Origin of the sequence: Vibrio sp. D431a (genome assembly GCF_030248655.1) — a bacterium.
Taxonomy (GTDB): Bacteria; Pseudomonadota; Gammaproteobacteria; order Enterobacterales; family Vibrionaceae; genus Vibrio; species Vibrio alginolyticus.
In genome coordinates, this window is sequence record NZ_JAHGAP010000027.1 from 51,113 (window position 1) to 63,551 (window position 12,439).

General features: G+C 42.8%; 11 protein-coding genes. 7 read left to right on the forward strand and 4 right to left on the reverse strand.

Going from position 1 to position 12,439, the window contains the following annotated elements; all coding sequences use genetic code 11:
* The first annotated feature begins 10 nt into the window (after positions 1-10).
* A complete protein-coding gene (locus tag KJB35_RS21655; RefSeq protein ID WP_085344056.1) occupies positions 11-280 on the forward strand; it encodes a helix-turn-helix domain-containing protein in 270 nt (89 codons plus the stop codon).
* Positions 281-1,351: 1,071 nt separating this feature from the next.
* Here the strand turns inward: KJB35_RS21655 and KJB35_RS21660 are convergent.
* Positions 1,352-2,521 carry an MFS transporter gene (locus KJB35_RS21660; protein WP_285357453.1) on the reverse strand — a complete coding sequence of 390 codons (1,170 nt, stop codon included), beginning with the start codon at positions 2,519-2,521 and terminating at the stop codon, positions 1,352-1,354.
* A 191-nt stretch (positions 2,522-2,712) separates the two neighbouring features.
* Positions 2,713-3,048: an IS1-like element transposase gene (locus KJB35_RS28455; RefSeq protein ID WP_080992724.1), complete on the reverse strand. Its 336-nt coding sequence runs from the start codon at positions 3,046-3,048 to the stop codon at positions 2,713-2,715.
* A 328-nt stretch (positions 3,049-3,376) separates the two neighbouring features.
* Here KJB35_RS28455 and KJB35_RS21665 point away from each other — a divergent pair, with 328 nt between their 5' ends.
* The gene (locus KJB35_RS21665; protein WP_285357455.1) at positions 3,377-4,351 is read left to right on the forward strand and encodes an alpha/beta fold hydrolase; all 975 of its coding nucleotides are present in this window, start codon (positions 3,377-3,379) and stop codon (positions 4,349-4,351) included.
* Positions 4,352-4,560: 209 nt separating this feature from the next.
* Here KJB35_RS21665 and KJB35_RS21670 read toward each other — a convergent pair whose 3' ends face one another.
* Positions 4,561-5,454 carry a LysR substrate-binding domain-containing protein gene (locus tag KJB35_RS21670; RefSeq protein ID WP_005378547.1) on the reverse strand — a complete coding sequence of 298 codons (894 nt, stop codon included), beginning with the start codon at positions 5,452-5,454 and terminating at the stop codon, positions 4,561-4,563.
* Between the two features lie 212 nt (positions 5,455-5,666).
* Here KJB35_RS21670 and KJB35_RS21675 point away from each other — a divergent pair, with 212 nt between their 5' ends.
* Together KJB35_RS21675 and KJB35_RS21680 are read left to right on the forward strand one after the other, a co-directional pair.
* The gene (locus KJB35_RS21675) at positions 5,667-6,434 is read left to right on the forward strand and encodes a carbohydrate deacetylase (RefSeq protein WP_285357457.1); all 768 of its coding nucleotides are present in this window, start codon (positions 5,667-5,669) and stop codon (positions 6,432-6,434) included.
* Positions 6,435-6,542: 108 nt separating this feature from the next.
* Positions 6,543-8,390 carry a hybrid-cluster NAD(P)-dependent oxidoreductase gene (locus tag KJB35_RS21680; protein WP_285357459.1) on the forward strand — a complete coding sequence of 616 codons (1,848 nt, stop codon included), beginning with the start codon at positions 6,543-6,545 and terminating at the stop codon, positions 8,388-8,390.
* A gap of 123 nt (positions 8,391-8,513) precedes the next feature.
* Here the strand turns inward: KJB35_RS21680 and KJB35_RS21685 are convergent, their stop codons facing one another.
* Positions 8,514-9,437, reverse strand: coding sequence for a LysR family transcriptional regulator (locus KJB35_RS21685; RefSeq protein ID WP_005378550.1), 924 nt, complete (start codon positions 9,435-9,437; stop codon positions 8,514-8,516).
* Positions 9,438-9,556: 119 nt separating this feature from the next.
* Between KJB35_RS21685 and KJB35_RS21690 the strand changes: the two genes are divergently transcribed.
* The 3 genes from KJB35_RS21690 to KJB35_RS21700 all read left to right on the forward strand — a co-directional run bounded on the left by KJB35_RS21690 (position 9,557) and on the right by KJB35_RS21700 (position 12,269).
* Complete coding sequence (locus KJB35_RS21690) at positions 9,557-10,309, forward strand: 3-oxoacyl-ACP reductase family protein (protein ID WP_238966624.1); 753 nt, start codon at positions 9,557-9,559, stop codon at positions 10,307-10,309.
* Positions 10,310-10,666: 357 nt separating this feature from the next.
* Complete coding sequence (locus tag KJB35_RS21695) at positions 10,667-11,440, forward strand: TerC family protein (RefSeq protein ID WP_285357464.1); 774 nt, start codon at positions 10,667-10,669, stop codon at positions 11,438-11,440.
* 232 nt (positions 11,441-11,672) lie between these two features.
* Complete coding sequence (locus KJB35_RS21700) at positions 11,673-12,269, forward strand: tyrosine-type recombinase/integrase (RefSeq protein ID WP_285357467.1); 597 nt, start codon at positions 11,673-11,675, stop codon at positions 12,267-12,269.
* Positions 12,270-12,439 lie beyond the last annotated feature (170 nt).

A 12,439-nucleotide genomic window follows, 5' to 3' on the forward strand; every position in this document is an offset into this window, starting at 1 on the left:
CAATACCATCATGCCTTGTAAACCTATTGATAATAAACTCTTTCTAGAACACCTCAATGCACTTCTTTCGCACACTCGCGACAGCCGGACAGCTACGCCGGATGTGTCTGCTCTTTTGCCATTTGTTCGAGACGTTGTGCTTGAGGAAGTCGTCATACATTGTCGAGGCAATCAAGCGAAAGCTTCAAGAATACTAGGATTGAATCGAGGTACGCTACGCACCCACATGAGTCGAATAAACAAACAAAACGTAACTATGGCGCACAATGACAGCGTTTGAGTACCTCTTCTAACCGCAGGACTAAGCCACTCTTTGATTTCGAATTGGAATGCTTTATTAGGCAAACGGTACAGCTATTTTTCGCTCTCTCAGATACGACAAAGCCACAAGCAGGACCTGTGGCTTTGTATAACAGCGACAGAATGTTTTTCATTCAATTTGAAGAGGGAACGCATTCTGTGTGCAGCGCTGGGTGTTTTATCACCACAATAGGGAGGGAAGACACCTAAGCTTATCGGATGTCCTCGGTGGGCTACTTTGCAGTTATGCCAAGCTCAAATCGAAACTATTACTTCTGGCCAGACAGTAAATAGTAACTCAAAGAATAAGCAGGAATACCCGAGGCTCTCAAGCATAGTCTAAAATTGAGCGTTGAAAATCGCAAGCTTACTATGGTACCAAAACGAAGAAAATGGACTTTGTTTTCCTTGAAAGTGTCCTGAAATGTGCTTTTAGTAGCAAGCCGACATAGGGGTAGTTTGTCCAACAGGCTGTTGGACAATTTCTCGTACCTAATTATGCAAGAGGCTCTTGCATAATTGCGAAACAAGTTATTTCGTAAAACGCTTACTCGTCACATCGTTTTGGCAGTAGGACTAACATGGGCATTGTTAATCAATCAACTACCGAGTATTCCTCGGCAGTTGGATTCGGGAACTGTTGCAAAATGTGCAATAGTTGCCTGAGAGGTGAGAAACTTCAGTTGTTGCAAAATCAGCAACAACTGTCACTGCTCCAATTGTGCAGCAGCCTGTTGCACAAATTAGCCTTAATCAAAAATGCCCCTTTTCGTGCTGGCAACTAGGAAGGGATCCTTCTCGGTTGCTTTCCAGCTCTAAGAAACACTTAGTCATTGCGTCCTCGATAGCTGTAACGAGCCTATGCCCCAAACTTTGTTAGAACTAATAGACACTTCAAAGTAGCGACATGCACTTTGAATAACGTAATCTAATGCAAAATGAATGGCTGATTGGACTAACATGTTTAACCCAATCAGGAATGAGCAAGTAATAGAAATAGTGCTGGCCTTTGTGGTTATGCTTCTCTCATGAAAGCCAGCACTTTCGCGGATTAATTCACTTCTGAAAGTTTAAGAGCGGGACTTTTTTTCTGATTTAGTAAGATACTAATCAACGCTAATACCGTAAATGCTAAGCTTGATAGGAATAGATTTTCTACACCGAACTGAGCGATAAACCATCCAGCTACGATAGAGCCAATGGTGATCCCAAAGTTTGAAAAAGAGATGTAAAGACTATTCGCAAAAACTTTCGCATCACCGGCGTTATCCATCACCCATGTTTGACTCACAACCAAGCCAGCAGAGTGTACTGCACCCCAAAATGCGACCATGGCTACCATAAATGAGAATGAGAAACCCATGAAGTATACGGTAACAAAGATAAGCCCAAGTATGACAGGGTAAAGCATCACGGTCTTTTTCATGTTTTTGCCAAGTAGCTTGCCAAAGATGAAGTTACCAAAGATACCAAATACACCGAACACCATCAGCATGGCACTAATCCACGTGCCGTTCATATTCGTTACTGTGCTTAAGTATTGAGTAATAAAGCTGTACGAAGAAAACATCGCTGCAAATACGAATATTACAGTCGATAAAGACAGCCACATGGACTTGCTACGTAAAATAGTCACTTGAGAGCCGAATGACATTTTTTCCTTTACAGGCGCGCTTTCCATCAAGAACATCACACTCACTAACGCAATGGCACAAGCAGTTAAGCCAAAGTAAAAGGCATAAGCGAGAGAATACTGTTCAGCTAGAAAAGCACTAATCGGAATACCGAAGACCAAACCTACCGCTACCCCACCGAATACTTTTGCTGCGGCGTTGCTTTGTTCTTCAACTGGAACCATAGAAGTGGCTGCTACTAATGCAACGGAAAAGAATACAGCATGCATCAAGGCTGGCAGAATTCGAAATATCATCATGGTTGTGTAATCTTGCGTTATGGCGTACACAAGGTTCGAGAGTACGAATAAGGAAAGTATGCCAATTAAGACGTATTTTCTATTCCACCCTGACATCAATAATGTAATAAATGGACCACTCACCGCCACGACGACAGCGTAAACACTGACTAACAGGCCTGCTTCTTGTACGTCAATATTAAAGTCTTTCATGGCTTGTGGAAGGAGACCGATAATGCCCAGCTCTGTCGTGATAACGCCAAAAACGGCTAAAGATAGAGCAAAGATAAACAAGCTTTGTTTTTTCATTGTTTCAACTCAAATGATTATTAACGTATGGAATATATGTACCGTTAACATTGGTTGTTGTTAGAACACTCAATCCATGCTTTGGATAGGTGACGCAAAAATGTTGTTTTTCGTCCAATAAAAATGCCGTTATCAATACAATTGAATTCGGCAAATTATCGGAATTCGCATTTTCAAAGGAGGAATAGCTTTTATTTATCCCGATGACATGCGCTTAGAACCGTGTTGTACGAAACTTGCAAGTGACGACTGGTTGCTCGCTTTCCATGATTTTGTGCGGTCATTTCAATAATTCTGCTCCTAATGCCTGGTTTGCAGGCTTCGTAACAATAATTCACTTGAAACGTGCGACAGCAACTCAGGCAGCGATACCTTTGGTGACCTTTAGGGCCATAGCCATGTTTTACCACGCTGTCACTCTTACAACAGAAGTGGCAATGGGGGTTATTCGTCGTCACATCGAACCTCAAAGTCTCAGTGAGAGATACCGAGAATCTTTTGAATGTAATTATCAAGTTGGATTGCATGATAGGGGATAACCCATGCCGAATTGAGTCCCTTAAATTATTAATACATATTCCCACTAGGACTTAATGTGTTTTTTTGCAGCGTTAGATTGAACATCAAGCTCAGAAGAAAGAAAAACAAGTGTCTGTTTTTAAATGATTTATTCTCTGGTCTCTTTCGATAAATAGAAAGTGTGATGAATGCACACAATTTAGCCGTTACGTTGATTTACTAAAAAACACCTAGTTGACGACTCGAACATGCCATGACACATTTTGCGCCCTGCTTCGGTATGCCATTTAATGTGAGGGCATATCGGTATAACACGTTATGAGATGATTTAACCTTATGAAAAAATGGAAGAAAACACTTTTAGCCACATCGGGTATTTTACTTTCCTCAATGGCTTTTGCGGGTAATGGGCAGAGTCAAGCGAACAGTGAGTTTCCAATCCCTTCTGGCTTTGAAAGTAGCTTTAAAGACGTGAATGGTGTAAAGCTTCACTACGTAGTTGGAGGTGAAGGACCTTTATTATTAATGGTTCATGGTTTTGCTCAGTCATGGTACGAGTGGCACCAATTAATGCCTAAATTAGCTGAAGAGTATCAAGTTGTAGCCATGGACCTGCCAGGGTTGGGGTTGTCTGAGCCGCTCAACTCCTCTTATACAGGACAAGACGTATCACCTTATATCCATTCTTTAGCTAAAACCTTTAGTCCGGAAGAGAAATTTAATGTTATCGCTCATGACATTGGCGGTTGGGTGACCTACCCAATGCTGGCTCAGCATCAGAATGATATTGATAAGGTCGCTTTATTAGAGACCATCGTACCAAGCGACCTCATCTATACGTTCCCAGCCTATACACCTCAGGGAGAGTCGACCGCGTGGCACTTTAGTTTTTTCTCTGCTAAGAATGAATTAGCTGAATCACTTATCTCCGGTAATGAAGATAAGTTTTTTAAACATTTCATTCTTGAGCATGCAGAAAACAAGAATGCATTTTCAGAAGAACTCTTCGGTATGTATGCTGACTCTTATAAAAAGCCTCAAACGTTACATGCCGCTTTTGAATATTACAGAGCGCTCCCAGAGTCTGTGATTCAAAATGACAATCTATCAGAGAATAACTTGTTGAAAATGCCGATTTTGGCAATATCAGGTAACGGTCAAGGCAGTTTAGGTAAAACTCAAATTAATCAAATGAAAGAGTATGCCAACGACGTTCAAGGTCATGTGTTGGAGTCATGTGGCCACTGGTTGATGGAGGAGTGCCCCGTCCAGGTTGAAAGTATTGTTACTGACTTTTTTGACAAAAAATAATTTACAAAACTGAGCTGAGTTTTGTTTCTATTGCGGTCTTCATTGCTGCTATAGACTGCCTATCATTGTTGTTAATACATACCCTAGAGTGAACGCTAGGGTATTTTTTCATTTGAGCGGTGATGAGCCTAAAGCGTTGGAGAGATTCAGAGAACAATGGCGATTGAGTTGATTCGTGCTCAGTCATATCGCGATACAACGAGCACGCATTATTCGCTGTCTAGTTCAGAATGTACCCAGCGAGAAAACGCTTGAAATTTTGCTCTCGTTTCCATGCCTTTAGGACAAACCAAATCGTAGCCCTTTCCTGATTCAATATGTGGAAATGGCGCGACTAACCTCCCCGCTTGGATTAAAGGCAGCGCAAATTCATATCGAGCGAGGAATACACCAAGCGATAATTCCGCTGCTTCCATCGCCAGTATGTTATCACTATAGAAATCACATCGCTTTTCGCAGTCGATGCCGACATTCATCTCATCTAACCAATACTGCCACGCACTCGTATCCCCTCTATGGATAAAATTAACGTCAGATAGAGCGCTCAACCCATTGTGAAGGTCATGCTCAGCGGCGTAATCAACACTGCACACAGGTGTTCTTTTCCCTGAAAACAGTCGCTCACTGTAATGGTTTGGATACCGCCCTTGGCTATAAAAAATCGCCACATCGTAAGGCTCAAATTGAAAATCAGATTGATTTTGTTTGGTTTGCAGCTTGATGCTTAGATTGGGGTATTGCTGACGAAGTGAAGGGAGTTTCGGGATCAGCCAAGCAGAGGCGAAATAAGGTGATGTCGCTATATGTAAGCTACCAGTCAGCTCTCCGGTTTGAATGTCAGAAAGGGTGGAAAATATGGACTCAAATGATGAGTTCAAAACACTCAGAACTCTTTGTCCCTCCGGCGTGAGCTCTAACTTTCGGGTTTTTCTAATGAATAGATTGAATTGAAGCTGCATTTCCAGTTTTTTAATTCGCTGGCTAACCCCACCTTGGGTCAGAAAGAGCTCTTCTGCTGCCTTGGTAAAACTCAAGTGGCGCGCTGCAACGCTAAAAGTATGAAGCAGAGAAAGCTGCTGTTGTTGATTGGTTATTGAGCCCATGCATTACTCTAGTTAATTCATTTAGAGGTATTGTTCGTTTGTCCGAAGCTGTGAGTCATTATAGATTAATTTGTGTAATGTCATATTACAAGGACGTTAATGGTGACTCAATCAAGAAGCGCAACGTTGTCGATGACGGAAAGCTCAATACGGGCATCGGAACTGATAGCGCTATTACGAGAATCGATAAGATATAACTTGGATGAGATACGATGAAACTTATATTAAATGCTGATGATTTTGGGCTGATGGAGTCGGTGAACTTGGGGATTGCGGATTGTTTTCGTGCCGGAACCGTAAAATCGACCACCATCATGATGAACCAACCTGGCGTCGCTCATGCGTCACAGCTCTATCAACATGGCCTTATTTCTGAAGTTGGACTGCATTTTACAGTGACATCTGGTCAACCCATTTCAGATCCTACATTGGTTCCAACACTGGTCGACGAGAATGGACATTTTTTTGATAGAAAAACCCTATTTAATAAATCAGATGTCTCCTCTAACGAAGTGGCGAGAGAGCTAAAAGCGCAATATCAAGCCGCTATGGACGCAGGCTTTAATATTAATCATATCGATAGCCACCATTTTGCAGGCGCCTATCGCCCTCTTAAAATAGGTTTTACACAAGCAGCCAATGAAATAGGCCTCCCCGTCAGGCGTATTGATAGCTTTATACGAGGTCAAAAATTGTTATCGGTCCCGACCCCAGATGCGTTTGATATGGGATTTCATGCCGAAGGCGCTAATATTGAGTACCTCAAAGCCATGTTGCTGGCTTATCAAGACAGCATGCCTAACAGCACGATTGAATTGATGTGTCACCCTGCCAGAACGCTTAATGAAGAGCTAGAGGACATCTCTAGCTATGCTCATGCTCGCGTTGAAGAGTGGAAGATTTTAACCAGCAATGAGTTTTCTCTCTGGCTAAGAAAAAATGGTATTGAATGCGTTGGCTTTGACGCGCTTCATGCTTAATTCAGCGAAGCAACCTACCTCCTCACAAGATAAACCATCAGCCTTGCTCGGTCGTTAAAATCATCGCTTGCGGTTCAATCAATCAACACAATAATAAAGGGTGACATTGTGGTAATTCCTACCGTACTTTCCCAAATCACTATCTATCCAGTCAAATCCATTGGCGGGCTTTCACTCTCTTCTTCGTGGACTGAAAAGCAAGGCCTTGCTTTTGATCGTCGCTTTATGCTGGCGCTGACTGGCGAAGCGGTTTCCGCCTTAGCTAAATACCCAACGATGGTGACGGCGCGTCAGTATCCCAATATGGTTCAAGTGAGTTCCAGTCTACTGCCTACTGGTATCATTTTTTCTTACCCTGGGATGGAGCCGCTAAAATTGCACTATTCTACGTTTAAAATGCAGGCGACAGATGCCAGTGTTTGGAGAGACCGTTTTTCCGCCTATACAACAACCGATGAAGCGAACGATTGGTTTAGCCAAGTGATAGGAAAGCGAGTTGAGTTACTGTTTACTGGCGAGCAATCTAACCGCATGAGAGAAAACCTTGGTCATAATGTGAGCTTTGCCGACGGTTTTCCTATCTTGCTTATTAGCTCTGGCTCATTAGCGGAGCTGAATAGACGCAGCAGCGAAGTCCACACCATGGAACAGTTTCGTACTAACCTCGTGGTGCAATCAGACGAACCTTTTATCGAAGACTCATGGAAGCGTATCAAGATAGGTGACGTCGAATTTGAAATTGTAGAGCCGTGTGAGCGGTGCATTTTAACGACACTTGATCTGGGAAATAGGGAGTTTAGGGCCAGTAAAGAGCCATTGACAACCTTTTCGCGCTTTAGAGCCAACGAGCAAGGCAAAATATTTTTCGGGCAAAACCTTGTAGCTAAAAACGAAGGGGTTATCTCCATCAATGATGCTATCGAAGTGCTTGAGTATAAGTCCAAGGAGTTTTATGAAGATCTCGACGCAAAAAAACAAGAGTTGATTTGCGTTGAAAGAGAACCTGTCGCAAGAAACTTCGAGACATTTTGGTTTGAGCCTAAAAATGGCTTGGTGCCTGAGTATAAAGCGGGACAACACCTCCCTATTGAGATCACGGTCAATGGCAAACTGACCAAACGAATGTATACGCTGTCATCTAGCCCCTCTCGGCCAGAGCGTTTGTCGATTTCAGTGAAGCGAGTCAATGGTGGTGAAGTCTCCAACTGGTTATTCAACCACTTACAAGTTGGCAATACTATCATTGCGGATCAACCCAAAGGCACATTCCATATTACTAAAGGCTCGAATGATCCGCTGTTGCTGCTTTCTGCCGGTAGCGGTGTGACACCCATGATATCCATACTTCGGTACTTGACTGACCAACGAGACACTCGTGATATTGCGTTTTATCATCAATGTTTGACGGAAGCAGATATTCCATTCATGGAAGAGCTCGTTATGCTAGAAAAGCAACACGCCAATGTGACTGTGACTATAGCCCTTAGCGAGCCATCAACTGGTTGGATAGGCGAAAAGGGGCATTTTAGTCGTACTCATTTAAATCAAATTTCAGAGTTTCACAAGCGTCAAGTTTTTGTATGTGGTCCTAGTGGTTTCATGGAAAGTACAAAGCGCTTAATGATAGACAGCGGGCTGCCTGAAGAACAGTACCATCAAGAGACGTTTGGCGTTGCAAGAGTGGCGGACGGGAACGAGAAAAGGGTTCAAATTAACCTTGATGGTGTCGTGTTTGAGGGAAGCAACCAGCGCACCGTTCTGGAGCAAGCTGAAGCAGCAGGGCTTTCTATTTCGAATAACTGCAGAGCTGGTTTCTGCGGCGCCTGCAAAGTCACGGTGAAATCAGGAGAGGTTTACCAGCCCGATGCGCCTGGAATTGAAGACAGTGACAAGGAGAAAGGAATGGCACTAGCTTGCTGCGCGGTACCTAAGACAAATGTAAATATTGTTAGCTAGTATGTAGGTTTTATGATGATTGAGGCCACCATCAAACTTTGATAGTGGCCTCAATATCGTTGGACTATCTAAAACACAATAACACCCAAATGACCTGCAATGTCATGCTTCGATTAGTCAACATTACAAAGAAGCCTCAAAAATATCTGGATGACGGCTCGATAATGCAATGATTTCATCTATGATGACTCTTATTTTAGGCAGAATGTAAGGTGTTTTTAGCCAAACAATACTGATGGGTGCTCCTTCGCCATTGAGTTTCTCTAATACAGGGCATAATTGTCCATCATCAAGGTATTGCTTCACTAACCATACTGGTAGTTGAGCTAAACCAGCACCAGATAAAGCCGATTGTAAAATGCCTTCACAGTCGGCTATCTCATGACGTGCTGAAATATCGACTGATTCGGTTGCCCCCTTCGCATTTTTCAGTAGCCAGCTATGCCTTTGTCCTATAGGCCAGCCGACGATGCAATCATGTTGGGCTAGATCTTCTTTTTTGGTAATCGGCCCTCGAGTTGCTAAATAAGAGGGAGAGGCACATATCACCCTTTTTTGCTCCCCAATTTTACGTGCAACAATATCGCCCGAGTTTTCTAAGTGCCCAACGCGGATCGCAAGATCAATCCCGTCACTGACTAAATCCGTAGGACGGTCATTAAAGGTAATAGATAGATCTAATTGCTCGAACTTGGACGTTAATTCTAGCAACTTGGGTAGGATTGCTCTTCTACCGAGAACTGCGGGTAAATCAATACGCACACGCCCTGATGGCAATAACTGTTGATTGCTTAAGCGCTTCTCTGCTTCCTCTAAAATAGTCATCGCTTTAAGGCAGTCGGCTAAATAGGAATCCCCATCATTGGTCAACGCGATGCGTCGAGTTGTTCGATGAAGGAGTTTGGTGCCTAGCTGCTTTTCTAGTCGAGCAACGCTTTTACTTAAAGCTGAACCGGTCATCCCAAGCGCTTGGGCCGCAAGGGTAAAACTCCCCAACTGCGCAACGGTGACAAAGTGACGAACTTCCACAAACTGGCTTTTTAACATCAATTGATTCCCTGTAGGACTTTATGTTTGTCATTATATGGACTTAATAAGCAGATGTGAATCGATTATTCTGCGTACATCAACGAGATGATTACATCGACTTTTCAATAAAGGTAAACATGATGAATAACTTCAATAGATTCAAAGGTAAGGTCGCTTTTATCCAAGGTGGCAGTCGCGGTATTGGTGCCGCCATTGTTGAAAGATTGGCATTGGAGGGAGCGTCTGTTGCTTTTACATTTGTGTCATCCCACGGAAAAGCTAAAGCGCTTGCGGAGAGCTTAACTTCACAAAGTGGCAAAGTCATCGCAATAAAGGCGGATAGCACTAAACCTGAAGATATCAGAAATGCAATCAGCGAAACCATAGAACAACTTGGTCAAATTGATATTGTCATCAACAATTCAGGTACGCTGATCTGGGACAGTATTGAAAATTTGACGATGGATGATTGGGACAAGACCATCAATACCAACGTACGAAGTGTGTTTGTGGCGATTCATGAAGCCGCGAAGCACATGAATAATAATGGCAGAATAATCAATATCAGTAGTACGAACGCTCAGCGCATTCCTTTTGCTGGCGGTTCTATCTATGGAATGAGCAAGTCTGCACTAACCGGATTGGCCAAAGGTCTCTCTCGCGATTTAGGCCCTAGAGGCATTACCGTCAACAACATTTTACCAGGTCCGGTAGATACCGACTTAAACCCAGACAATGGTGATACTTCAGAGCCTGTAAAAGCTATTGGTGCACTTGGTCGTTATGGTCAAGTAGAGGAGATTGCGAGCTTAGTAGCATTCGTCGCTAGCTCAGAAGCGGGTTACATCACTGGTGCTGACTTGATGATCGACGGTGGCTTTTCCTCTTAATCGAAATACACGGTCGAGTCACTCACGATTGATCAACCCAACCTCAAGCAATCATCACTTCATGATGAGCAAAGAGAGATACGATGATTGGCCTACATCCAAGGTCAATCATTCAGCACCTATCAGTTTTGAACAGTTTTGCACGCTTGCTAATGACATCCAGTTATTACCACATAAACATCCGATGTTAAATATCGAGCTCCCCAATAAAACAGATAGCGTATTAAAAAATTAGCGTTATTAAAACGAATGCTTAGTCTTATTCCATTTCTAAACAGAGAGGTAAATTACTTCTATGGACGACCCCTTTAGGTGCCGTTTTATCTCATTGTCTTCTTGTATTAAGGAGATAAGCACATGCTAGAGCTCTTTCTACAACCTGAACTCTGGGTTGTATTTGCAACCTTATTGATCCTTGAAATTGTTTTGGGTGTCGATAATGTCGTCTTCATTTCTGTTCTATGTGAACGACTCCCAGCACAGCAACGCAAAGTTGCACGTAATTTAGGTATTGCTCTGGCGGTGTTAACGCGAATAGGTCTTGTGTTTTCTATTTCGTGGGTGATGTCTCTGACTAATCCTTTGCTGAGCTTCGCCCATACAACGTTCACCGGACGAGATATTATTATGATATTGGGTGGTGTTTTTTTGTTGGCTAAAAGTGCGAAAGAACTTTGGTCATGGTTAAGACATACACCATCGTCATATTCGACTCGAGCTAGGACTGGACTCGCCGTCGTGCTTCTCCAGATTGTAGCGATAGATGCCGTTTTTTCTATGGATTCAGTCATAACCGCCGTTGGTTTAACATCTGAAGTGCCAGTTATGATAGCTGCTATTTTGACATCCGCGATTTTTATGATTTTAACGGCGGAAAAAATCAACGACTTAGTTACTCGTTATCCTGGATTTAAAACATTGGCTTTACTGTTTTTGGTTTTATTGGGCGGACTACTAATTACGGAAGGTTTAGCCATTCATATCAATAAAGGCTATGTGTACTTTGCTATGGTTTTCGGACTAACGCTTGAGTTATGTCATATACAAATAAAAAACAAACAGAAGCGAACCTTAACCATCCAACAAATCAAAGAATTTCAGAAAAAGCGAATCGGGTTACGTTTTAACTAGATACGTCTCATGTACAAGGAGCCTGTAGGCTCTGATGATTCGTAATGTACAAACCTAGCCTACACGATCAGCACTAGGCAAAGCGGCTTTCTATACACAAGGGGTATTCATTAATTGCTAATTTAGGAAGGGTGAGAACTCGTTTTTCCCATAGGCGTTTCAGCTAACCCATCCCCTATAAAATTTGATTGCCAAACTTCATGTTGACCACAAACACTGAGAGGAGGTCATCATGAGAAAGTCATCTTCTGGAAAATGCAGTGGCATCAAAAGGCCATTTAAGCTTGAAGAGATCTGGCGGATCAGAACTAGGCTGGAGATTGAAAACGATTTGATGCAGCTCGCGTTACTGAACCTAGCTATAGATAGCAAGTTAAGAGCGAGTGATTTGCTAAAGTTACACGTTTACGATGTTTCTTCGCAAGGAGTTATCTATGACAGGGTTCAGTGCACCCAGCAAAAAACGGGCACCGATGTCCACTATGAGATTACACCAAGAACACAGCAAAGTATTAGCCGATGGATTTTTGCAGCATCCCTAGAGGCAAGCAGTTTTCTATTTCCGAGTAGCCGCCGCTCTGGGCAACCTATCAGCTACTCATTCTATCGAGCAATTATCAGGAGCTGGGCTGTAAAGCTTGGATTGAATGCTGACTATTACGGTACTCACTCCATGCGTCGCACCAAAGCCACTTTAATCTATGCCAGAACGAAAAACATCAGGGCTGTACAGCTCTTACTTGGACACTCGAAGCTTGATAACACAATTCGATACCTTGGCGTTGAGCTAGAGGACGCTCTGAGGTTGTCTGAGAAAACAGACTGCTGACAGATAGAAGCTGCTACAGGCTTTTCTCCTGAAAAGCCTGTGCCCCAAAGTGTTTTAGGAACCATGTTATTAACCCATCCACTGAATAGCCACAAAATCATTATATAGATGCTAAATCTACTACTTTCTTATCGCTGCTATCGATTCAGCATCTATGCTTTGAAATTACT

Excerpts from the sequence above, each read along its gene's own strand:
- KJB35_RS21655 (WP_085344056.1), top strand. The coding sequence starts at position 11 with ATGCCTTGTAAACCTATTGATAATAAACTCTTTCTAGAACACCTCAAT.
- KJB35_RS21660 (WP_285357453.1), bottom strand. The coding sequence starts at position 2,521 with ATGAAAAAACAAAGCTTGTTTATCTTTGCTCTATCTTTAGCCGTTTTT.
- KJB35_RS28455 (WP_080992724.1), bottom strand. The coding sequence starts at position 3,048 with ATGCAATCCAACTTGATAATTACATTCAAAAGATTCTCGGTATCTCTC.
- KJB35_RS21665 (WP_285357455.1), top strand. The coding sequence starts at position 3,377 with ATGAAAAAATGGAAGAAAACACTTTTAGCCACATCGGGTATTTTACTT.
- KJB35_RS21670 (WP_005378547.1), bottom strand. The coding sequence starts at position 5,454 with ATGGGCTCAATAACCAATCAACAACAGCAGCTTTCTCTGCTTCATACT.
- KJB35_RS21675 (WP_285357457.1), top strand. The coding sequence starts at position 5,667 with ATGAAACTTATATTAAATGCTGATGATTTTGGGCTGATGGAGTCGGTG.
- KJB35_RS21685 (WP_005378550.1), bottom strand. The coding sequence starts at position 9,437 with ATGTTAAAAAGCCAGTTTGTGGAAGTTCGTCACTTTGTCACCGTTGCG.
- KJB35_RS21690 (WP_238966624.1), top strand. The coding sequence starts at position 9,557 with ATGATGAATAACTTCAATAGATTCAAAGGTAAGGTCGCTTTTATCCAA.
- KJB35_RS21695 (WP_285357464.1), top strand. The coding sequence starts at position 10,667 with ATGCTAGAGCTCTTTCTACAACCTGAACTCTGGGTTGTATTTGCAACC.
- KJB35_RS21700 (WP_285357467.1), top strand. The coding sequence starts at position 11,673 with ATGAGAAAGTCATCTTCTGGAAAATGCAGTGGCATCAAAAGGCCATTT.